This is a genomic window from Ensifer sp. ENS07 (assembly GCF_014852185.1).
Taxonomy (GTDB): Bacteria; Pseudomonadota; Alphaproteobacteria; order Rhizobiales; family Rhizobiaceae; genus Ensifer; species Ensifer adhaerens.
In genome coordinates, this window is sequence record NZ_JACVBE010000006.1 from 72,470 (window position 1) to 92,439 (window position 19,970).

At 61.6% G+C, this 19,970-nt stretch carries 22 protein-coding genes; 18 read left to right on the forward strand and 4 right to left on the reverse strand.

What is annotated here, in order from left to right; genetic code table 11:
- The first annotated feature begins 139 nt into the window (after positions 1–139).
- The 7 genes from IB277_RS19600 (at position 140) to nuoG (ending at position 7,234) form a co-directional block, all read left to right on the forward strand.
- Positions 140–505 (forward strand): NADH-quinone oxidoreductase subunit A, encoded by a 366-nt coding sequence (locus IB277_RS19600; protein ID WP_029742550.1) that lies wholly within the window; start codon positions 140–142, stop codon positions 503–505.
- Positions 493–996 carry an NADH-quinone oxidoreductase subunit B family protein gene (locus tag IB277_RS19605; protein ID WP_192371389.1) on the forward strand — a complete coding sequence of 168 codons (504 nt, stop codon included), beginning with the start codon at positions 493–495 and terminating at the stop codon, positions 994–996. Before IB277_RS19600 ends, IB277_RS19605 begins: the two co-directional genes overlap by 13 nt.
- The gene (locus IB277_RS19610) at positions 993–1,529 is read left to right on the forward strand and encodes an NADH-quinone oxidoreductase subunit C (RefSeq protein ID WP_192371390.1); all 537 of its coding nucleotides are present in this window, start codon (positions 993–995) and stop codon (positions 1,527–1,529) included. The genes IB277_RS19605 and IB277_RS19610 overlap by 4 nt, the downstream gene beginning before the upstream one ends.
- Before the next feature lie 88 nt (positions 1,530–1,617).
- Positions 1,618–2,832: an NADH dehydrogenase (quinone) subunit D gene (gene nuoD / locus IB277_RS19615; protein ID WP_192371391.1), complete on the forward strand. Its 1,215-nt coding sequence runs from the start codon at positions 1,618–1,620 to the stop codon at positions 2,830–2,832.
- A gap of 16 nt (positions 2,833–2,848) precedes the next feature.
- Positions 2,849–3,361, forward strand: a complete 513-nt coding sequence (gene nuoE / locus IB277_RS19620; RefSeq protein WP_060517296.1) for an NADH-quinone oxidoreductase subunit NuoE — start codon at positions 2,849–2,851, stop codon at positions 3,359–3,361.
- Between the two features lie 2 nt (positions 3,362–3,363).
- On the forward strand, positions 3,364–4,629 hold the full coding sequence (gene nuoF, locus IB277_RS19625; protein ID WP_192371392.1) for an NADH-quinone oxidoreductase subunit NuoF: 1,266 nt from the start codon (positions 3,364–3,366) through the stop codon (positions 4,627–4,629).
- 28 nt (positions 4,630–4,657) lie between these two features.
- Entirely contained in the window at positions 4,658–7,234 is a 2,577-nt protein-coding gene (gene nuoG, locus IB277_RS19630; RefSeq protein WP_192371393.1) for an NADH-quinone oxidoreductase subunit NuoG, read from the forward strand.
- Positions 7,235–7,295: 61 nt separating this feature from the next.
- Here nuoG and IB277_RS19635 read toward each other — a convergent pair whose 3' ends face one another.
- The 3 genes from IB277_RS19635 to nuoH all read right to left on the reverse strand — a co-directional run bounded on the left by IB277_RS19635 (position 7,296) and on the right by nuoH (position 9,459).
- Positions 7,296–7,736, reverse strand: a complete 441-nt coding sequence (locus IB277_RS19635; RefSeq protein ID WP_060583847.1) for a CBS domain-containing protein — start codon at positions 7,734–7,736, stop codon at positions 7,296–7,298.
- 37 nt (positions 7,737–7,773) lie between these two features.
- Complete coding sequence (locus IB277_RS19640) at positions 7,774–8,340, reverse strand: NADH-quinone oxidoreductase subunit I (RefSeq protein ID WP_192371394.1); 567 nt, start codon at positions 8,338–8,340, stop codon at positions 7,774–7,776.
- Between the two features lie 132 nt (positions 8,341–8,472).
- On the reverse strand, positions 8,473–9,459 hold the full coding sequence (gene nuoH, locus IB277_RS19645) for an NADH-quinone oxidoreductase subunit NuoH (RefSeq protein ID WP_060583851.1): 987 nt from the start codon (positions 9,457–9,459) through the stop codon (positions 8,473–8,475).
- Positions 9,460–9,848: 389 nt separating this feature from the next.
- Here nuoH and IB277_RS19650 point away from each other — a divergent pair, with 389 nt between their 5' ends.
- From IB277_RS19650 to IB277_RS19680, 7 genes are read left to right on the forward strand one after another with little or no spacing between them, the layout of a single operon-like run.
- On the forward strand, positions 9,849–10,280 hold the full coding sequence (locus IB277_RS19650) for a biotin/lipoyl-containing protein (protein ID WP_060583853.1): 432 nt from the start codon (positions 9,849–9,851) through the stop codon (positions 10,278–10,280).
- Positions 10,280–11,677, forward strand: a complete 1,398-nt coding sequence (locus IB277_RS19655; RefSeq protein WP_192371395.1) for an acetyl/propionyl/methylcrotonyl-CoA carboxylase subunit alpha — start codon at positions 10,280–10,282, stop codon at positions 11,675–11,677. The genes IB277_RS19650 and IB277_RS19655 overlap by 1 nt, the downstream gene beginning before the upstream one ends.
- A complete protein-coding gene (locus IB277_RS19660; protein ID WP_192371396.1) occupies positions 11,664–12,131 on the forward strand; it encodes a hypothetical protein in 468 nt (155 codons plus the stop codon). Before IB277_RS19655 ends, IB277_RS19660 begins: the two co-directional genes overlap by 14 nt.
- Positions 12,128–12,838 (forward strand): 5-oxoprolinase subunit PxpB, encoded by a 711-nt coding sequence (gene pxpB, locus IB277_RS19665; RefSeq protein WP_060583859.1) that lies wholly within the window; start codon positions 12,128–12,130, stop codon positions 12,836–12,838. The genes IB277_RS19660 and pxpB overlap by 4 nt, the downstream gene beginning before the upstream one ends.
- Positions 12,835–13,827, forward strand: a complete 993-nt coding sequence (locus IB277_RS19670) for a biotin-dependent carboxyltransferase family protein (RefSeq protein WP_192371397.1) — start codon at positions 12,835–12,837, stop codon at positions 13,825–13,827. Before pxpB ends, IB277_RS19670 begins: the two co-directional genes overlap by 4 nt.
- Before the next feature lie 9 nt (positions 13,828–13,836).
- Positions 13,837–14,604 (forward strand): LamB/YcsF family protein, encoded by a 768-nt coding sequence (locus IB277_RS19675; RefSeq protein WP_192371398.1) that lies wholly within the window; start codon positions 13,837–13,839, stop codon positions 14,602–14,604.
- 49 nt (positions 14,605–14,653) lie between these two features.
- A complete protein-coding gene (locus tag IB277_RS19680; protein ID WP_192371399.1) occupies positions 14,654–15,856 on the forward strand; it encodes a pyridoxal phosphate-dependent aminotransferase in 1,203 nt (400 codons plus the stop codon).
- A 10-nt stretch (positions 15,857–15,866) separates the two neighbouring features.
- On the opposite strand, the gene nac is transcribed toward IB277_RS19680, so the two are convergent.
- Complete coding sequence (gene nac / locus IB277_RS19685; protein ID WP_192371400.1) at positions 15,867–16,772, reverse strand: nitrogen assimilation transcriptional regulator NAC; 906 nt, start codon at positions 16,770–16,772, stop codon at positions 15,867–15,869.
- Between the two features lie 146 nt (positions 16,773–16,918).
- Here nac and IB277_RS19690 point away from each other — a divergent pair, with 146 nt between their 5' ends.
- Genes IB277_RS19690 through IB277_RS19705 form a run of 4 tightly spaced genes read left to right on the forward strand, consistent with a single transcriptional unit; the run spans position 16,919 to position 19,918 of the window.
- A complete protein-coding gene (locus IB277_RS19690) occupies positions 16,919–17,689 on the forward strand; it encodes an SDR family oxidoreductase (protein WP_192371401.1) in 771 nt (256 codons plus the stop codon).
- Entirely contained in the window at positions 17,686–18,393 is a 708-nt protein-coding gene (locus IB277_RS19695; RefSeq protein WP_060583871.1) for an amino acid ABC transporter permease, read from the forward strand. The genes IB277_RS19690 and IB277_RS19695 overlap by 4 nt, the downstream gene beginning before the upstream one ends.
- Positions 18,390–19,154 (forward strand): amino acid ABC transporter permease, encoded by a 765-nt coding sequence (locus tag IB277_RS19700; protein ID WP_060583873.1) that lies wholly within the window; start codon positions 18,390–18,392, stop codon positions 19,152–19,154. The genes IB277_RS19695 and IB277_RS19700 overlap by 4 nt, the downstream gene beginning before the upstream one ends.
- Positions 19,151–19,918 (forward strand): amino acid ABC transporter ATP-binding protein, encoded by a 768-nt coding sequence (locus IB277_RS19705; protein ID WP_192371402.1) that lies wholly within the window; start codon positions 19,151–19,153, stop codon positions 19,916–19,918. The genes IB277_RS19700 and IB277_RS19705 overlap by 4 nt, the downstream gene beginning before the upstream one ends.
- Positions 19,919–19,970: the final 52 nt, after the last annotated feature.

Consider the following 19,970-nt stretch of genomic DNA (forward strand, 5'->3'; position numbering starts at 1 on the left):
GCATTGGCCTATCCGACAGAATAAACTAGCAGTTTAGGAAAGGAATGCCCTTAGCCGCCTACTGGGCGGCCGCGTTACCGGCCCGAAGGAGCCGATCGCGGCTTGACCAACGCCCCGATGGGTGACCGGGCTGCGCGATATGTCTGCAGCGGATTTCCTGCCGGTTCTTTTCATGATCGCCGGAATTGTTCTGGTGGTGGGGGCGACGCTTTTTGTTTCCTCGCTGTTGCGGCCGTCCAATCCCTATCCCGAAAAGAACATGCCCTATGAATGCGGAATGGACCCGGCAGGCGAGGCAGCCGGGGGACGCTTCAGGGTGCAGTTCTTCATCCTTGCGATCCTCCTGGTCGTCTTTGATGTCGAGGCGATGTTTCTCTTCCCCTGGGCAGTCGTCCTCAAAGAGATTGGTCTTGTCGCTTATCTCGAAATGTTCGTCTTCATCGTGCTGCTTCTCGTGGGTTTTGCCTACGCCTGGCTGAAGGGAGCGCTGGAATGGGAGGAGTAGGAAACACGATCCAAGACAGCGTGCTGTTCACCACGGCCGAGAGCGTCATCAATTGGAGCCGGAGATCGGCCTTGTGGCCCGAGACCTTTGGCATCGCCTGCTGTGCCATCGAAATGATCTCGGCCGGTTGCGCGCGCTACGATCTCGACCGGTTCGGCGTGGTGTTTCGCCCTTCGCCGCGGCAGTCCGACGTGATGATCATCGCCGGCACGGTGACCCGGAAGTTCGCCCCCGTCGTGCGCCGGCTCTATGACCAGATGCCGGAGCCGCGCTGGGTGATCGCCATGGGCACCTGCGCTATTTCGGGCGGCGTCTACAACACCTATGCCGTGGTGCAAGGGTCTGAAACCTTTGTGCCGGTCGATGTGCACGTGCCCGGCTGTCCGCCACGGCCCGAGGCGCTGATGCATGGCTTCCTGCTATTGCAAGAAAAGATCAAGAAGTCCCGCGCACTGGCCGGAACGCCTCTCGATCGGGTGGCGACATCATGAGTGTCGAGCCGTCTCTCAATCGCGCTTTGATCCTGGAGCGCTTCGGGGAAGCGATCGAGGATCTCGGAACTGCGCATGGCATCGATGTCTTCGTGGCTCCGCCCGAAAAGATCGTCGAATTCTGCCGGTTCCTGAAGGACCAACCCGAGTTCAGGTTCAACTTCCTTTCCGACATCTGCGGCGTTGACCATTATCCCGAAACGCCGCGCTTTGAGGCGGTGTACCATCTCTATTCGCTGCCCAACCGCTGGCGTGTCCGCATCAAGTGTCGACTTGGCGATCCGCCTGAGATTCCTTCGGTCACCGGAGTCTGGCGCACCGCCAACTGGCACGAGCGCGAAGCCTGGGACATGTATGGCATCCGGTTCCAGGGGCATCCCGACTTGCGCCGGATCTATATGTGGGAGGGCTTCGAGGGCTTTCCCCAGCGCAAGGACTTCCCGCTTAAGGGGTACAAGGACAAGCTGAACCCGTTTGGTGCCGAAGGGCCGCCGCCGACCCAGCCCGACCTCGCCACGCGGAACATTCCATAGGGGGGAGGGAGGAAGTGCGGGCGGTTTCCTTTTGGACCGACCCGAAACCACATGAACCACGGAGACCGATCGATACCGGAAAGTTGAGATGACCGAAGTCACCGAGCTCACGAGGCCGGAAGGAGAAGCGCTCAACAGCAAGGAAGTGCTTCTCAATCTCGGACCCCAACACCCCAGCACCCATGGGGTCCTCCGGCTCGTGCTCGAACTGGACGGCGAGTATGTCAAGCGGGTGGACCCCCATATCGGCTACCTGCATCGCGGCACGGAAAAACTGGCAGAAAGCTTTACCTATACGCAGATCTTCCCGCTGACCGACAGGCTCGACTATCTCTGCCCGCCATCGAACAACCTGGCCTTCGCGCTTGCAGTCGAGAAGCTGCTCGGCATCGAGGCCCCGATCCGGGCACAATATATCCGCGTGATGATGGCGGAACTCGCGCGCATCTCCGGTCATCTTTTGATCACCGGCGCGCTGCCGATGGATCTCGGCGCCATGACCGCGCTGCTTTATGTCATGCGCGAGCGCGAAATGATCATGGATCTCCTCGAAATGGTCACCGGTGCACGCATGCACACCTCCTTCTGCCGGGTCGGTGGGGTGCGCGAGGACCTGCCTGATGGGTTCTTCCCAAAGATCAGGGAGTTCTGCGACATCTTCCCAAACCGCATCCGCGACTATGAGCGGCTCCTCGAAGACAACAGGGTGTTCCTGAAACGCACCCAAGGGATCGGCGTCATCACTGCCGACGACGCCGTTGATCTCGGCCTCAGCGGTCCGAACCTGCGTGCTTCCGGCGTCGACTGGGACATCCGTCGTGACGAGCCCTACGAAATTTACGACCGGCTCGATTTCAATGTCATCACGCGCGACGAAGGCGATTGTTATGCGCGCTGGCGATGCCGGGTCGATGAGATGCGTGAAAGCATGCGCATCATCGAACAATGCATCGACCAGATGCCCGAGGGGCCGTTCCAGGTCGACATGCCGACGATTGCCTTCCCCGTCGACAAGGAACGGGTGCATTGCTCGATGGAGGCATTGATCCAGCATTTCGACCTGTCGGCCTATGGCTTCAGCGTGCCGAAGGGCGAGGTCTATTCGGCAATCGAAGCGCCCAAGGGGGAGCTCGGCTTCTACATCATCAGCGACGGATCGCCGAAACCGTTCCGCATGAAGGTCAGGGCACCCTCGTTCGTCAACCTTCAAGGCGTCTTCGGCGTCACGAACGCCCGCTATCTGGCGGACATGATCGCCGTGCTCGGCAGCCTCGATCCTGTGATGGCGGAGGTCGACAAGTAGCGGAGATTTGGACGTGATGGCGATGCGCGAGAAGATCGAACAGGCGGCGGCGCGGTATCCCGACCAGCGCTCGGCGATCATGCCCGCACTTTTGATCGCGCAGCGCGAACATGGCCATCTGCCCGGCCCGGTGCTGGAAGAGGTCGCCGAAATCCTCGGCGTCGAGCGGATCTGGGTCTACGAGCTCGCAACTTTCTACACGCTCTTCCATACCGAGCCGGTGGGCAAGTTCCACCTACAGCTCTGCGACAATGTCTCCTGCATGCTGCGGCGATCCGAGGATCTGCTGACGCATCTGGAGAACGTGCTCGGGATCAAGAAGGGAGGCACGACCGGGGATGGGCTGTTCACGCTCTCGACGGTCGAATGCCTAGGCGCCTGTGAAATGGCTCCGGTCATGCAGGTCGGCGACGACTATCACGGCAATCTCGACATCGAGCGGATCGACACACTCCTTGCCCGGCTGCGCGCCATGGTTCCGCACGCGGCCGGCGCCGATCTCGCTGCCGTCGAACCGCCGGGGGAATAACCATGTACGAACCGGTTCTTTTGAAGAATGTGAACGTGCAGGATGGGCATCTTCTTTCCACCTATGAGGCCGGCGGCGGCTACCGAGGGCTTCACAAAGCCCTCAAGGAACATACGCCCGACGACATCATCGATCTTATCAAGCGGTCGAACCTGCGTGGCCGCGGCGGAGCCGGGTTTCCGACCGGCATGAAGTGGAGTTTCGTCCCCAAGCGGGCCGACAAGCCGAAGTATCTCTGCTGTAACGCCGACGAAGGGGAGCCTGGCACCTTCAAGGACCGGATCGTCATGGAGCGCGACCCGCACCAATTGGTCGAAGGCATGGCGATCAGCGCCTATGCGATCGGAGCCGAGGTCGCCTATGTCTACATTCGCGGCGAGTATGTGCTGGCGATCAGGCGGCTGGAACAGGCGATTGCCGAGGCCAAAGCCAAAGGCTATCTCGGAACACGGATACTGGGCTCGGACTTCAATTTCGTCGTCCACGTCCATTGTGGTGCTGGTGCCTATATCTGTGGCGAAGAGACCGCCATGCTCGACTCGCTCGAGGGCAAGAGGGCGCAGCCGCGCCTGAAGCCGCCGTTCCCGGCGGTTGCGGGGCTCTATGCCAGCCCGACCGTCATCAACAATGTCGAGACGCTGGTCTGCGTGCCGCATATCGTGGCGCGGGGCCCTGACTGGTTCCGCGGTATCGGACCCGAAAAGAGCCCAGGCCCGAAGCTCTATTGCGTCAGCGGGCAAGTGCGCATGCCCGGCCTCTACGAGCTGCCGATGGGGATCCCGCTTCGAGAACTGGTCGAGGACCATGCCGGCGGGCCGCCGGCCGGTCGCAAGATCAAGGCGGTAATACCAGGTGGTGTTTCCGCCCCGGTGATCCCGGAGCCGGGCCTGGACGTCGGAATGGACTTTGACTCGCTTGCTGCTGCCGGCACGATGCTGGGTTCGGCAGGCGTGATCGTCGTCGACGACACGACCTGCATGGTCAAGGTCGCCACCCGCATCATCGAGTTCTTTCACCACGAGTCCTGCGGCAAGTGCACGCCTTGCCGTGAGGGGTTGAACTGGGTTGTGAAAGTGCTGCGCCGGATCGAGGCGGGCGAGGGCGCCCCCGGCGACATGGAGCAGCTGGATATGCTCTGCAAGGGCATTTTCGGCAATACGTTTTGTGCTTTGGGTGACGGTGCTGCGATGGGGTTGCGGGCCTCGCTTGCGCATTTCCGCGACGAATTCGTCGCCCATATCGAGGAGCGGAAGTGTCCATTCCACTGAGGAGCGCTCTAGCGCGGGCGAGTAAGTCATGGTGAGCGTTACGATCAATGGGCAAACACTGGAAGTTGCGGCCGGCTCCACTGTGTTGCAGGCCGCTCAGCGCTTGGGCATCGAAATTCCGACCTTCTGCTACCTGAAGCGCCTGCCGCCGCTTGCCTCCTGCCGCATGTGTCTCATCGAGATCGAGGGACTGCGGCGGCTACAGCCGTCCTGCGCCACAGCCGTCACTGAAGGCATGGTCGTGCGAACGGACACGCCGCTGATTGATGAAACACGTTCGTCCATGCTCGACATGCTGCTTGCCAACCACCCGCTCGATTGCCCGATCTGCGACAAGGGCGGCGAGTGTGAGCTTCAGGACATGGTGATGGCCTATGGCCCGGGGAGAAGTCGCTTTCACGATCCCAAGCGCGTCTTCCATTCTCGCGACATTCGCCTGAGCCCGGTCGTCATCATGAACGTCAACCGTTGTATCCAGTGCCAGCGCTGCGTGCGCATGTGCGAGGAGGTCGTCGGCGCGGTCGCCCTTGGCACTGTCGAGAAAGGCATGGATACGGCCGTCACCGGCTTTGAGGGCAGTCTTGCCAGTTGCGACCAGTGTGGCAACTGCATCGAAGTTTGTCCGGTCGGCGCGCTGATGAGCTTTCCCTATCGCTATAAGGCTCGGCCCTGGGATCTCGCCGAGGTCGACACGATCTGTCCGCATTGCGGCACGGGATGTCAGCTGACCGTCGGCGCGCGCAAGGGCGAATTCATGCGTGTCCGGTCCAAGGAGGAACACGGCGTCAACCGCGAAACGCTCTGCGCACGCGGCCGTTTCGGCCTAGACTTCATCGAAGGGCATGATCGGATCAAACGACCGATGATCCGCCGCGACGGCACTCTTGTGCCGGTCTCCTGGGACGAAGCAGGAGACTATCTGCGCCGGCGGCTAGCAGCGGTCGAAAGCAAGGCTTCCGGCGGACTTGTCTCGCCGCGCCTGCCCAATGAAGTTCTCTATCAATTCCAGAAGCTCATGCGCACGGTCTTTGCGACCAACAATATCGACTGCTCGTCGCGCTGGTCCACACCCTTCGACGCGCTTGCCCCGCTGATGGCGAGCTACAGTCGTGCACCTTTGACGGACGTGATCGGCGTCGACCACGTGCTTGTCATCGGCGGCAACGTGACCGAGGAAAACCCGGTTACCGAATATCTTCTAAGGGATGCCGCCAGGCGGCGCGGGACTGGATTACTGATGCTCTCGACGCGACCGTCCCGCCTCGACGCCGATGCTAAGGCTCTGGTTCGTGTGCCGCCCGGGGGAGAGGTCGCGAGCCTTGCAGCCGTGGTTGCCGGACTTGCTGCGGCCGCCGGTGACAAACTGTCAGGTGACGCTCTTGCGGAGATCGCACTGATAACCGCCGGTCCGGTAGCCAGCAATGGCGGCGATGGACCGGATCGTCTGGCCGCAGCACTCAACGAAGGCGGCACTGTCACCGTGCTTGTCAGTGTCGACCTCCTGAGATCGTCAGACGCGCGGGGAGCGTTGCAACAACTCACCAATCTCTTGCAACTGCTTCGCCTCCTCGGCAAGACCCCAGCATTGCAGGTCCTCTTCGACCGCGCCAACCAGCTGGGCGCCTTTGATATGGGGGCCCTGGCGGGCGGCTTGCCGGGGCTGCAGCCGGTTGTCGACGAGACGGCGCGCGCCGCTCTTGCCCGGAACTGGGGCGCCGAAATCCCTGATGGGCCGGGTGCTGATCTCGACGCGATGCTGGATCTCTGCGTGGCTGGGCAAATGGGGGCGCTCTACCTTGTCGGAACTGACCCCCTGATCGCCTATCCGGACAGGGAGTTCATGGCGCGGGCCCTTGGTGCTGCTGGCCTGTTGATCGTCCAGGACAGTTTCCTTACGGAGACGGCCGCACTGGCCGAGGTCGTCTTGCCAGCGGCGGGCTACGGTGAAGAGCCCGGCAGCTTTACCAACAACGAGGGTCGCATCCAGCAGGTCGCCAAGTTCCGGGAACCAGTCTTTGAGGCGCGGGGCAATCTCGCTATCTTCGATTTTGTCGCAGCTGAGCGCGGCCAAATATTGCAGCCTTCGACGCATGTCGCGATTTTCGATGAGATCGCCCGGCTGATACCGGCCTATCAGGTGCTCACCTGGACCGGACTTGGTGCCGACGGTGCCTTCACGAAAGAAGGCCCGACGCCACCGGCGGAAGCCTTCCATGCACCGCCGACCGTTTCGCAACCGCACGACGGGCTCGTGCTCGTCACCGGCAACTGTCTGTTCCACAATGGCTATCTGACCGAGCGTTCGGAGATCTTGAACACGGTCGCCAACGATCCTTATGTCGCGATGAGCGCTGAGGATGCGGCTAAGCTTGGCCTTTCGGACGGCGACCAGGTGGTCGTTTGTTCAACCCGCGGTGAACTGGTAGCGCAGCTCAAGGTCGAAAAGCCGTTTCCCAAGGGGCTCGTCTTTGTTCCCGAAAACTATCGGTCTCTTCGCCTCAACAGCTTGATGAGGCGAGGTGAATACCCGTGTCCGGTTAAGGTTCACAAGGCAGAAACAGCGCACGCAATCGAGGGCACGAACCGGGTCTGGCGAGGAGCATGAGGATCTGCGCGCGAGACGCCTGCACGGTCTCTTGTCCCCGCCAGTGGGTGCAAAGCCACTCTCAGTGGTAGCCGGCCCCGGCAATGTATTCGTGCAGGTGCCGCTCCGTGCGCTGCGCCTCGTCGAGCCGGTGCTTGACCACGTCGCCGATGCTGACGACGCCGACAATGGCCTCCTCCTCAATGACCAGCACATGACGTGTGCGTCTCTGGGTCATGATCGACATCACCAGGGGCAGCCCATCGACAGCCGCGCAAATCGCCACGTTGCGGTTCATGATGTCGGCGACCGGCATCAGCGCTGCCTCTGGCCCGTATTCCGCAAGCGCGTTGCAGCAATCCCGCTCCGATAGCGTGCCCAGATACCTTCCGGGCGCGTGGCTGACGACCACGAAGCCGATATTGTTGTCACGAAAGAGCCGCAGGATCTCCACCATCGTCTGGTCGGGAGCGACTGCGATCACCCCAGCACCCTTATCCTTCACGATTTCACCGACAAGCATTTGAGCCTCCTATCTGCGCGCCCCGGTTTGCTGCTCCTCACGTTCGCCGGATATTGCGCCACCAGTTGTATCCATGCGGCTCGCTCGTTTCGACCAGCACGCCCTCATCCGTATTCAGGCGTGCGGTGACGACACCACCGCCGGTCATTGCCTTTCCAGGTTTTTCGAGCAGATCGTCGCGTCCGATCACGAGGTCGCGTGACGAAAAACTCGAGAATTCGTACTGCTGGCCAAGTGCGATGGCGTCCGCAGGGCAGGCGTCTTCACAGAGGCCGCAGAACAGGCACCGGGCCGTGTCGATCTCGAATTTTGCCGGGTGTCGGTTGCCGTTTTCGTCCTCGTAGGGAACGACTTCGATGCAGTCGCAGGGGCAGATGCGAGCGCAAAGCTCGCACGCAACACACTTGATCTCGCCCTCTTCGTCGCGTTTGAGGAAGTGATGGCCGCGATAGCGAGAGTAGGGGAGCCATTTCTCCTTGTCCGGATACTGCATGGTCACCGGCTTGGAGAACATATAGCCAAAGGTCAGCGCAAAGGCGCTCGCCAGATCCGCAAAAAGCGCCCAGCCGATCCATGTTCCAGCTCTGTCGACTACGCGTGACATCGTCGCGCCGTTCTACAGCGGCGTGCGTCTCTTCCGACGCAGGAGGGTCGCTGTAGTCCCTTCGATTGCTGCACGCATCTTCATCAGATCGACATCGAACCTAGAAGGCGCGTGGAGAAGCCGCCCTGGCTCCTAAGTGAAAGCAATACCAGTGATAATTATGTTCGCCATTGACAGAGGAAGCAAGACTTTCCATCCGATCGCCATCAGTTGGTCATAGCGATAGCGGGGCAAGGTGAAACGGAACCACATAAACACATAAATGAAGAATGCCACTTTGAGCGCAAACCAGAGAAGCGGCGGCAGCGGAATGAGAATACCGTTCCAGCCGCCGAAAAACAGGATGACGGAGAGGACCGATACCAGGAGCACGATGACGTATTCGCTGACCATGAAGAACGCGAAACGGATACCGCTGTACTCGGTATGGAACCCTGCACCGAGATCCCCTTCCGCTTCGGCCAGGTCGAAGGGAATGCGCTGCGCTTCGGCCAATCCGGCAACGAAGAAGACGAAGAACCCGATCGGCTGATAGACGATGTTCCAGAGATCACTCTGGGCGCGCACGATGTCCACCAGGCTCATCGACTGTGCGAGCATCACGACGCCGACGACTGCGAAACCCATCGGGATTTCGTAGCTGATCATCTGTGCGCAGGTCCTCAGACTGCCGAGAACGGCGTATTTGCTGTTGGCGGCCCAGCCGCCGAAGATGACGCCATAGACCTCCAGACCGATCACCGCGAAGACGAAGAGCAATGCCACATTCAGGTTGGAAACGTAGAGCGTGATCTCTGCATTGAGCACTGAGACGGTCTCGCCGAAGGGGATTGCGACAAAAACCACAAAGGGCGGAGCGAGCGCCAGGATTGGCGCCAGCTTGAATAGGAAGCGATCTGCCTCTGCAGGGATATGATCTTCTTTCGTCAGGAGCTTGATACCGTCAGCCACCGGCTGCAGCAGGCCGTGCCACCCCACGCGCATCGGACCCATGCGCTGCTGCATGTGACCGGCAATCTTTCGTTCCAGCCAGGTCAGCGGCAAAGGCAAGAGTAGAAGCATTGCGATCAGCAATGCGATCTTGAGGGCGATAAGGCCAAGGGCGACGAGAAGTTCCATGATCCGCGGCCATCTATTCGACAGGCAGAAACGTGACTGGGCCCGACCTGGCTTACTCTTTAAGCGGGTCCTTCCAGCTTTCTCCATTTTCTCACGAAACGGCGGCCGTGGACAGGCTGCCGTTTCCTATTCTGGGCTTGGCGGCCAATGCCGAGTTCGTCAACGCGCCGACTGCGGGCAGGTATCGACATTCTCGTTGGACAGCAGGAATTGATCGTTCACGTTCGTGAAGCATTCATCGCCAGAAGCCGGGCATTGGGTCCGACGCCTGTATTCAAAGTTTGTCTGCCCCCATCAAACGGGATGCTGTGTAAGAATTCCCCAACTCGCACCGGGCGGATCACCGCTTTTACGGCCGCGCCGGTGACCTTCGTTTCGTGGGGAAAACAATGGATCTGCAAAAGATCAAGACGCTTCTCGATTTTGTCGGGCGATCGTGTGTCTCGGAGCTGACAGTCAGCGATGCAGACACGACTGTCGTCATTCGCAATCCGGCCCGTCAAGCCGCGGCCAGTCTGGAAATCTCGGCCCCGGTGCCCGCAAAGCCTTCGACCGCCGAGCCGGCAAAGTTGGATGATCAGGCGCAAGGGCAGCTTGTTCGCGCTTCGACCTCGGGCATCGTGCATCAGTCAAGCAGCCCGGGATCCGCTCCAATCGTGACGGAAGGCAACCAGGTGGAGGTGGGCCAGGCTCTGTGTATCGTGGAGGCGATGAAGGTCTTCACGACCATCTCGACCCCGTTCGGCGGTATCGTCAAACGCATCTTCTTCGAGGACGGTCAGGAGGTTGCCTTCGGCGACCCGCTCGTGGAGATCGGCTGATGGACGCGTCTTACGAAGCCGCCCGGAAAGTCGGCCGTCCATTCCAGTCCGTCCTCGTCGCCAACCGCGGAGAAATCGCCGTCCGGATCGAACGGGCCTGCAAGGAACTCGGCCTTCGTGCGATCCTTGTTGCCTCCGAGGCAGATAGGGCCGGCGCTGCGGCGGCGAGCGAAGGTGGTCCACTGTCGATCGGACCGCCGGCAGCAACAAGGAGCTACCTCAACCAGGCTGCAATCCTTCTTGCTGCACGCGTGACCGGGGCAGAGGCCATCCATCCGGGCTACGGGTTTCTCTCGGAGAATGCCGATTTCGCCGAAGCAGTTGAAAAGGCCGGCCTGGTTTTCGTCGGTCCACCGGCCTCGGCGATCCGCACTATGGGCGACAAGATCGCTGCGAAGCGCGCGATGATGATAGCCGGCGTCCCTTGCGTGCCAGGGCCAGGCGAACCTCTGCCTGACGATGTTGAAGCCGTCCGTGCCATCGCCGAGGCCATTGGCTACCCGGTCATCGTCAAGGCGGCCGGTGGCGGCGGCGGGCGGGGCATGCGGGTCGTGCGTGACGGCGCCGATATAGGCGATGCGGTTGCGATAACGCGAGAGGAGGCGCGCCGCGCCTTCGGCAACCCAGATCTCTACATGGAGAAGTTTCTGGAGCATCCGCGCCATGTCGAGTTCCAGGTGCTCTGCGACAATCATGGCCATGCCGTCTGGGTTGGTCATCGCGATTGCTCCGTCCAGCGGCGGCACCAGAAGGTCGTCGAGGAGGCGCCGGCACCCGGTATTGCGCCGGAACTCGCTGAGAGGATCGGCGCGCGTTGCGCGGAGGCCTGCCGGCAGATCGGCTATCGCGGGGTTGGAACCTTCGAGTTCCTTTACGAGCACGGCGAATTCTACTTCATCGAAATGAACACCCGACTGCAGGTCGAACATCCGGTTACAGAGACAACAACCGGTGTCGATCTCGTGCACGAGCAGTTGCGTTTGGCCCAGGGCGACGTCCTCGATACGGGCCGTTTTCGCGGCGAGGCGCGGGGGCACGCCTTCGAATGCCGCATCAATGCGGAGGATCCGACCACTTTCGTGGCCTCTCCCGGGCGCATCTCAGCGGTTCGTTTTCCAAGCGGACCAGGCATTCGCGTCGATACCCATGTCTCGGCTGGTTACCGCGTTTCCGCGTACTATGATTCCCTGATCGCCAAATTGATCGTCCATGCACCGACCCGCGACGAGGCGGTCCGGCGCATGCAGGTCGCCCTTTCGGAAACCAGGATCGAGGGCATCTCTACGAACCTTCCGCTGCACGAAAGGATCTTTGCCGATCCAGACTTCATCGAGGGCTGCGTCGATATCCATCATCTTGAAAAGCGTTTGAGGGAGGAAGCCGATGCCAAGGCGTGACCGCTCGTTGGGCAGATCCGATATCGGCGACTTCTCCGATCCGGCGCTCATCTCTACGTTGACCAAATGGCTTGGCGCATCTGGCGCGAGCGAGCTCGAGATTAGCACGAAGGACGGCCACACCCTGAAGATCGTGCTGCCCCTCGACGCGAGCCCGGCGAGGCCTCGTGAAGCGGCCAAGGACGTCACCTCTTCGGCGATGGAGGGATGGACGGTCAAGGCGCCGCTCGCCGGCGTTTTTCGTGATCGCCATCCCGGTGACGTCGATGCTTCACCACTCGCCTCCGAGGGCAGCACGGTTGAGGCGGGAAATGTCGTCGGTTTTGTCGAGGTCGGCCCCATCCTGATGCCGGTGATCGCGCCGGTGACCGCGAACGTGGCAGGCGTCCATGCCCGTGCCGGAGAACTGATCGGCTACGGCGATCCCGTTTTGACGATGGAAAACGCCCGATGACCCTCCTGCAACAGACCCCATTGCCGTTGCCTGCCTCGATCGTCCCGAACACCGACGGGCAGGCCAAGATCTCCTTCATCGGCACGCGGGCGTTTCTGCTCGAGGCGCCCGGCGCCTTCGACCTGCCAAGCCAGAGGCGCATCTGGGCGCTCTCCAGCGCGCTCGAGGCGCACGAAGACGTAGCCGAGATCGTTCCTGGTATGACGAACCTGCTGGTGATCTTGAAGCAGACCCCGGATGATCCCGAAGAGGTCGTCCGGCAGCTGCAGGACGAATGGCACCGAGCCCAGGGCATCGATCTGGCCGGTCGGCAAATTGAAGTCTCCGTCACCTATGGTGGCGAACACGCCAGCGACCTGCCGGCTCTGTGTGATCTCAGTGGTCTCAGCGATCGGGAAGTCGTGCGCATTCACTATGAAGGCATCTACCGCGTCTTCGCCCTCGGCAGCGCGCCGGGCTTCGGATACCTGCACGGGCTTGATCCCCGCATTCACATGCCTCGAAAAAACGTGCCCTCGCTCAAGATGGCGCGGGGCTGCGTCACGATCGGCGGCATGCAGACCGGTGTGGCTGTTCTGACCGGCCCGAACGGATGGAATTCCATCGGCTTTGCCGAACTTCAGATGTTTGATCCTGAGGCCGCAGCGCCAGCCTTGATGGCGCCCGGCGACACCGTGCGCTTCCGCCCCGAAAGGATCGAGCTTTGATCGAGATCGTCGAAACCGGCCCGCTGAACACTATTCAGGATCTGGGGCGTCCGGGCTATCGCAACATCGGGGTAACGGCCTCAGGCGCGATGGACCCTCTGGCCATGAAGATCGGCAACACTCTTCTCGGCAATCCCCAGGGTGCTGCCGTCCTCGAGGTCCAGACTTTTCCCTTCCGGCTGGTCTTTGCCAAAGGAGGCGCATTCGCGCTTACCGGCGCCGATTGCCGGGCGAAGCTCGACGGCGTCGCCCTGCCGCCCTGGTGGGCTGCGCAGGCCACGGCCGGTCAGGTGTTGGAGCTCTTCCCGCCGCTTCGCGATGCACGGGCCTATGTGAGCCTGGCTGGTGGGGTCGATGTGGCAGAGGTGATGGGATCGCGCAGCACATCGCTGCGTGGAAGCTTCGGCGGGCTCTCGGGCCGGACCCTTGCCGTCGGCGATGCCATTGTGACCGGCCCGGTAGAGCCTGCTTGCCTGCCGAAGGGCGGCTTCGGCGTTGTGCCGCCAGCGGCTGCCCTGAAGGATGTGTTTCCTGTCGATAAAGGCGGGGCGCTTCTCATTCGCGCACTGCCGGCCGGCGAACACGATCTCTTCGGGGCTGACGCGGACCGGTTCTGGCGCCAGCCGTGGAAGATCTCGGCGCGCAGCGACCGCACCGGATACCGCCTCAGCGGAGATCCGATCCATCCGGCGGAGGTGGTGGAGATGCGCTCGCACGGCGTCGTGCCCGGCGTCATCCAGGTGCCGCCTGCTGGCGAACCGATCGTCCAGATGAGCGATGCCAACACGGCCGGAGGATACCCGAAGATCGCCGGCGTCATCGAGGCGGATCTCTGGCGGATGGGACAGGCGCGCATTGGGTCGACTGTGCGCTTCGTGCCGGCCACGCACGCCGAGGCCAGAGCCATCGAGAAGGCGCTCGCTGCCTATGTCGAAGATATCAGAAATACCGCGCGCCTCGTAAGCAAGGCGCTCGCCGCCATGGCCTAGGAGACATTCATGAAGGTGGATCTCAATTCCGACATGGGCGAGGGTTTCGGACCCTATTCGCTCTGTGATGACGAGGCGATGATGGATGTGGTGACCTCCGCCAACGTCGCCTGCGGCTTTCATGCCGGCGACCCCGAGACGATGGCCCGGATGGTGCGTCTCGCGCGGACAAGGGGAGTGGACGTCGGTGCGCATCCGGGCTTGCCGGACCGGCAAGGTTTCGGGCGCCGGGAACTGCCCTTTGGCGCAGACGAACTGCGCCAGCAGATGCTCTACCAGCTGGGCGCGTTGATTGCGATCGCACGCGCAGAAGACGTGCGCGTCTCCCATGTCAGTTTTCATGCTGCAATGGGCAACATGGTCAATCGCGACCCGACGCTTGCGGCTGCGATGATGGCAGCGATCCGTACCGTCGATCCCGAACTGATCGTTTTCGCTACGGCTGACAGCATCATTGAACGGGCGGCAATTGCTGCCGGGCTGAAGACGTTGACCCTCTTCTTGGCAGACCGTGCCTATGATGCCGACGGCAAACTCGTGCCGCGTGGAAAGCCCGGTGCCCTCGTCAAGGAGGAGCCTCGGTTGCGTCAAAGGGTGCGGCAGTTCCTGATCGACGGCACAGTCACCGCCATCGACGGGACCGTCATCCCCATGCGAGCCCGTTCCATCCTCGTGCACAGCGATACGCCCGGCTCGCTTGAACTTGCCCGTACCGTCCGCAGCGAAATCGAGGCGGCCGGCGGCGTGGTCACGCCCGTCTCCAAGCTTCCGGCTTGAGCCCTCGCACCCTGCAAAACCTTATCCGTTCCTATCGAAAGCAACGATCATGCCCGCTATCGCCGACCGCCTGAAGAACGTTTCCGTTTCCGCTTCTGCCACGATGAGCCAGCGCGCCCGCGATCTCGCGGCAAGCGGCGTCAAAGTCATAAGCCTCTCCTCCGGCGAGCCGGATTTTCCGACGCCCGCCAACGCCGTCGAGGCGGCACATGCCGCAGCCCTTGCAGGCGACACGAAGTATCCCCCGCTCGATGGCACGCCGGCACTCCGCCAGGCGATCGCCCGCAAGTTCAAGCGGGACAATAACCTCGACTACGATCCTTCCGAGATCGTCGTTGCCGGCGGCGGCAAGCAGATCATCTTCAACGCGGTCCTTGCCACCTGCAATCCCGGCGATGAAGTCGTTATCCCGGCGCCCTCATGGATCAGCTATGCGGATATCGTGAAGTTCGCCGGTGCGGTGCCGGTACCGGTCGATTGCCCGCAACAGAACGGTTTCAAGCTCAGGGCCGAAGACCTCGAAGCGGCGATCACGCCGCGCACCAAGTGGCTGTTTTTGAACTTCCCGAACAACCCAACCGGTGCTGCCTGCTCGCGCGCCGAAATGAAGGCGATTGCCGAGGTGATGCTGCGACACCCGGATGTCTGGATCATGACCGACGACATGTACGAGCACCTGATCTACGACGACTTCGAATTCTGCACGATTGCCGAGGTCGAGCCGCGCCTTAAGGATCGCGTGCTGACGGTCAACGGTGCATCGAAGGCCTATGCGATGACGGGCTGGCGTCTCGGCTTCTGCGGCGGTCCGAAGGACCTGATCAAGGCGATCAGCAACGTCAACGGTCAAAACAGCGGCGGCACCTCAACCATCACCCAGGCCGCTGTTGCCGCCGTGCTCGACGGCCCACAGGACATTCTCAAGGAGCGGGCGGCGATTTACAGGAAGCGGCGCGACTTCGTGGTCGAGCGGCTGAGTTCAATCGAGGGCATCCGCTGCCATAAGCCGGAAGGCGCATTCTACGTTTTCCCGAACATTGCCAAACTCATCGGCCGGACCACGAAGAAGGGTCGCAGGATCGAGAACGACACCGATTTCGTGTTGGCGCTGCTCGACGAACATTATGTGACGACCGTGCAAGGCGCGGCCTACGGCATGAGCCCGTTCTTTCGTATTTCCTATGCAACCGGCATGGAACAGCTGAGCGAGGCTTGCGACCGCATTGCCGAATTCTGCGCCGGGCTGCGATAAGGCTCAGCCCTTAAACCTTCAGGCGGGCGGTGAGCTCCATGAGAATGGATTTCACCGCCAGTGCCGGCTCAGACAGTTCGCTCTGATCGGAAACGCAGAGCGACAGCGTCTCTTCGATTTTTGGCGTGACCATGCGCGAGACAAGAGGCTCGGAGGTCTCAGCGACGATCCTTTGCGCGATCGCGCGCGGCATGATGGTCGCGCCGACGCCACTTGAGACGGCGCGACCAAGTGTGCGGACGATCTCGACCTCGGCCACGACATTCAGGGACAGGCGTGCGCGTGTGAAAGAAAGGTCGATCGCCCGACGCACGAAGTTGTAGGGCGGCGGAAGAAGCAGCGGAACATCGTTTAGCGCGCTCAGCGGAAGCGGCGTATCGGAGGGTTCGATCCCGAAATCGCGATGCGCCACCAGGTGAAACTCTTCCACGAACACCGGCTCGAACCGAACACCCTTGATCGGGCCAGTGCCATGGATCAGCGCCATTTCCAGCCTGCCGTTCATGATCATCTGGCTGTAGGTCTGGCCGACGCTTTCGGTCAGATGCAGCAGGATGCCCGGATGCCGCTTGCGCGTCTCTGTCAACAGGTCGACCGAGAGCGTGGCAGCACTTGAAAATGGCACAAGACCGACCGAGACGCGCCCGACAAGGGAGGCGCCGGCTGCCTTCACGTCTGCCTGCGCCTGGTCCATCTGGCGAAGGACGATCTGGGCATGGCGGTAGACCGCCTTGCCGGCCTCCGTCATCGAGACCCCTTGCTGGCTGCGGATCAGGAGCTTCTGTCCGAAATGGTCCTCCAGGGCGGCAAGTTGCTGGCTGAGGGCCGGCTGGGCGATGTGAAGAACGTCGGCCGCACGGGTGATGCTGCCGGTGTCGACGATGACGATGAAGGATTTGAGACGCCTGGTATCCATGTGCCCTGCCTGCTGTTCCTCCCGAATGTTGCAGCCCGGCGGGTTCGCCGCAAGTCATAAGCCTTCGTTATCCATCCAGATTCAAACGGTCTTATTCAGAGCTGAAAACCTTCGCTACTCTCTCTTTCAACAACAGGGGAACCAAAATGTCCTTTTCCGATTACAGAACCGCACTGGTGACGGGCGCATCCTCCGGGATCGGTGCTGCGGTCGTCGAGCGGCTCCGCCGCGAGGGCCTTGAGGTGCACGCGGTTGCCCGTAGCGCCGATGCGCTGAAAGCCCTTGCCGAGCGCACGGGCTGTATTTCCCACGCTATCGATGTCACGGATCGCACCGCCCTTTCAAAGCTTGCAGGCGATGTCGAGTTCGACATTCTGGTGAACAATGCCGGCGTTGACCGTCCGAAGAAATTCCTTGAGGCGGAGGATGGCGACATCGATCTCCTCATCGACGTCAACCTGCGCGCGGTTCTCCATCTTTGCCGGCTGATCGTGCCAGGCATGGCCGAGCGTGACCGCGGCCATGTCATCAACATCTCCTCGATTGCCGGCAACTACAACTTCAACGGCAACTCCACCTATCACGCGACCAAGGCCGGCGTCAGCATGCTGTCCAACCAGCTGCGCATCGATACCTTCGGCAAGCGCGTGCGCGTCACCGAGATCTGCCCGGGCCGGGTCGCGACCGACATCTTCAACCATGTGCACGGCAACGACCCTTCCATCCGCGAGCGCTTCATCGACGGTTTTGAACTGCCGCAGGCGAGCGACATCGCCGATGCGATCGCTTTTGCGATCGCCGCACCCGTCGCCGTCAATATTGGGCACATGGAAATCACCCCGACGCTTCAGGTGATGGGCGGCCTGCAGACGGCCAAGCCGCAGACGGCAGGCAAACCGAAGGAACCACGGTCGTGAAGGGCTTCGAACTCGCCGCGATCCTCGGGAACCCGGAATACGTGGCCATGCTGGTGCATGGCATCGAAATGACCTTCATCATCGCCGTGTGCTCGTGGACCCTGGCGATGGCGCTCGCGGTCGTTCTGCTCGCCGTGCGTTTTTCTCCCGGCCGCATCGGCAATGCGGTGGTCGCAGCTTACGTTTCCTACCACCGGAATGTGCCGACGCTCGTGCAGCTCATGCTCTGGTATTTCGGGATCTACACCATCCTGCCGACCGGGCTTTCCGACTGGCTTTCCGCGCATTCGGCGGAAATGATCTTTGCGGTCGTCGGGCTCGGCCTCTGCCAGGCGGCCTACTTCAGCGAGGATCTGCGCTCCGGCCTGCGCTCGGTCAATCCGGGCCAGATGGAGGCCGCACGCGCCCTTGGGCACGGTTATCTCTCGGCGATGCGCTTCGTGCTGATCCCGCAGGGTGTTCGCAATGCCTTGCCGGCCCTCGTCAACCACAGCGTCTCGCTCTTCAAGAACAGCAGCCTTGCCATCGTGATCGGCGCTCCGGAGCTCACCCACGCCGTCAAGGAGATCGAGAACCTTTCCTTCCGAACCTTCGAAATCTACCTGATCGGTACGGTCCTCTATCTCTTCTTCACCCTGATAATCATGGCTGCTGGTGCCTACCTCACTTGGCGTGCTGATCCGGCGAATGGAGCGAGACGATGATCCATGACCTGATCGCCATCGTCGACCAATACTGGTTGCTGCTCCTGATCGGACAGTACCCGAACGGACCGCTCGGCGGCCTTGCCAACACGCTGATCCTTTCGGCGCTGAGCATCGCGATTGCCTTCCCGTTCGCGATCCTTCTGGCCTTTGCAAGGCTGTCGAAATACCGGATCCTGCGTTGGCCGGTGACCGTGCTCGTCTATGTGACGCGCGGCGTGCCGCTGCTGATGCTGGTGCTGTGGAGCTATTTCCTCGTGCCGCTTCTGACCGGCGCCGACGTGCCGAGCTTTCTCACCATGCTGACGACCCTGGTCGTCTACCAGGGTGCGTTCTTAAGCGAGATCATCCGCGCAGGCATTGTTGCCTTGGGGCAAGGGCAGATGGATGCGGCTCGCGCGCTCGGTCACAGCTACTTCAGCGCGATGCGCTATGTGATCCTGCCGCAGGCGCTTTACAACATGATCCCGAGCATGCTGTCGACCTTCGTCGCCACCATCAAGGACACGACGCTCGGCTATGTCATCAACGTGCCGGACCTGACCTTCGCTGCCAGCCAGGTCAACAACCAGCTCTTAACGCAGCCCTTCCAGGTCTTCCTCATCCTGGCGCTGACCTACTATGTGATCTGCTGGTCGCTCACCTGGCTCACCAACGTCGTCGAGCGGCGCATTACACGCCGGCGCGCTGGCCTTGTTGCCCCTAAGCGCCGCGGGCAGTTGCCGATTTCCCTGACACCGAACGCCACGGAGCAGCCATGACCGCGTCAACCTCCCCTATCGCAAAGGACCAGGCGATCCGGCTTGCCGATGTCCGCAAGAGCTATGGCGACTATGACGTCCTGAAAGGGATCGACGCGACCGTGGCGCGCGGGGAAGTGGTCGTCATCTGCGGTCCTTCCGGCTCGGGCAAATCAACCTTGATCCGCACGGTTAACCGGCTCGAGGAGATCAACAGTGGTTCGATCTTCTTCGAAGGGCAGGACGTGCACGCACAGATGAGCGGGCGAGATCTCAATCGACTGCGCAGCCGCATCGGCTTCGTCTTCCAGAGCTTCAACCTCTTTCCGCACTTGTCCGCGGTCGACAATGTCGCGATGTCGCCGATCCGGGTGAAGGGGGTGGCGCCGGCGGAGGCGCACGAGAAGGCTCTGAAGCTGCTCGATCGCGTGGGCCTTCGAGAAAAGGCAAATTCCTATCCGGGCCAATTGTCCGGCGGGCAGCAGCAGCGTGTCGCGATCGCGCGCGCGCTCGCCATGGAACCGCCCGTGATGCTGTTTGATGAGCCGACCAGCGCACTCGACCCTGAAATGGTCGGCGAAGTGCTGAACGTCATGAAGTCGCTCGCCGCCGAAGGCATGACCATGATGTGCGTCACCCACGAAATGGGTTTTGCCCGCGATGTCGCTGACCGCATCTGGTTCATCGATGCAGGCGAGATCATCGAGACCGCGACGCCTGAGGAGTTTTTCAAGAACCCCAGGCATCCGCGCGCTCAGCGCTTCCTCGCGGACCTGCGCCACTAGTGCATCCTGCCATCAAGTCGATCACTTGGGGGGCAGAAAGGTGCTCTGAAAT

Excerpts from the sequence above, each read along its gene's own strand:
- IB277_RS19600 (WP_029742550.1), top strand. The coding sequence starts at position 140 with ATGTCTGCAGCGGATTTCCTGCCGGTTCTTTTCATGATCGCCGGAATT.
- IB277_RS19605 (WP_192371389.1), top strand. The coding sequence starts at position 493 with ATGGGAGGAGTAGGAAACACGATCCAAGACAGCGTGCTGTTCACCACG.
- IB277_RS19610 (WP_192371390.1), top strand. The coding sequence starts at position 993 with ATGAGTGTCGAGCCGTCTCTCAATCGCGCTTTGATCCTGGAGCGCTTC.
- nuoD (WP_192371391.1), top strand. The coding sequence starts at position 1,618 with ATGACCGAAGTCACCGAGCTCACGAGGCCGGAAGGAGAAGCGCTCAAC.
- nuoE (WP_060517296.1), top strand. The coding sequence starts at position 2,849 with ATGGCGATGCGCGAGAAGATCGAACAGGCGGCGGCGCGGTATCCCGAC.
- nuoF (WP_192371392.1), top strand. The coding sequence starts at position 3,364 with ATGTACGAACCGGTTCTTTTGAAGAATGTGAACGTGCAGGATGGGCAT.
- nuoG (WP_192371393.1), top strand. The coding sequence starts at position 4,658 with ATGGTGAGCGTTACGATCAATGGGCAAACACTGGAAGTTGCGGCCGGC.
- IB277_RS19635 (WP_060583847.1), bottom strand. The coding sequence starts at position 7,736 with ATGCTTGTCGGTGAAATCGTGAAGGATAAGGGTGCTGGGGTGATCGCA.
- IB277_RS19640 (WP_192371394.1), bottom strand. The coding sequence starts at position 8,340 with ATGTCACGCGTAGTCGACAGAGCTGGAACATGGATCGGCTGGGCGCTT.
- nuoH (WP_060583851.1), bottom strand. The coding sequence starts at position 9,459 with ATGGAACTTCTCGTCGCCCTTGGCCTTATCGCCCTCAAGATCGCATTG.
- IB277_RS19650 (WP_060583853.1), top strand. The coding sequence starts at position 9,849 with ATGGATCTGCAAAAGATCAAGACGCTTCTCGATTTTGTCGGGCGATCG.
- IB277_RS19655 (WP_192371395.1), top strand. The coding sequence starts at position 10,280 with ATGGACGCGTCTTACGAAGCCGCCCGGAAAGTCGGCCGTCCATTCCAG.
- IB277_RS19660 (WP_192371396.1), top strand. The coding sequence starts at position 11,664 with ATGCCAAGGCGTGACCGCTCGTTGGGCAGATCCGATATCGGCGACTTC.
- pxpB (WP_060583859.1), top strand. The coding sequence starts at position 12,128 with ATGACCCTCCTGCAACAGACCCCATTGCCGTTGCCTGCCTCGATCGTC.
- IB277_RS19675 (WP_192371398.1), top strand. The coding sequence starts at position 13,837 with ATGAAGGTGGATCTCAATTCCGACATGGGCGAGGGTTTCGGACCCTAT.
- IB277_RS19680 (WP_192371399.1), top strand. The coding sequence starts at position 14,654 with ATGCCCGCTATCGCCGACCGCCTGAAGAACGTTTCCGTTTCCGCTTCT.
- nac (WP_192371400.1), bottom strand. The coding sequence starts at position 16,772 with ATGGATACCAGGCGTCTCAAATCCTTCATCGTCATCGTCGACACCGGC.
- IB277_RS19690 (WP_192371401.1), top strand. The coding sequence starts at position 16,919 with ATGTCCTTTTCCGATTACAGAACCGCACTGGTGACGGGCGCATCCTCC.
- IB277_RS19700 (WP_060583873.1), top strand. The coding sequence starts at position 18,390 with ATGATCCATGACCTGATCGCCATCGTCGACCAATACTGGTTGCTGCTC.
- IB277_RS19705 (WP_192371402.1), top strand. The coding sequence starts at position 19,151 with ATGACCGCGTCAACCTCCCCTATCGCAAAGGACCAGGCGATCCGGCTT.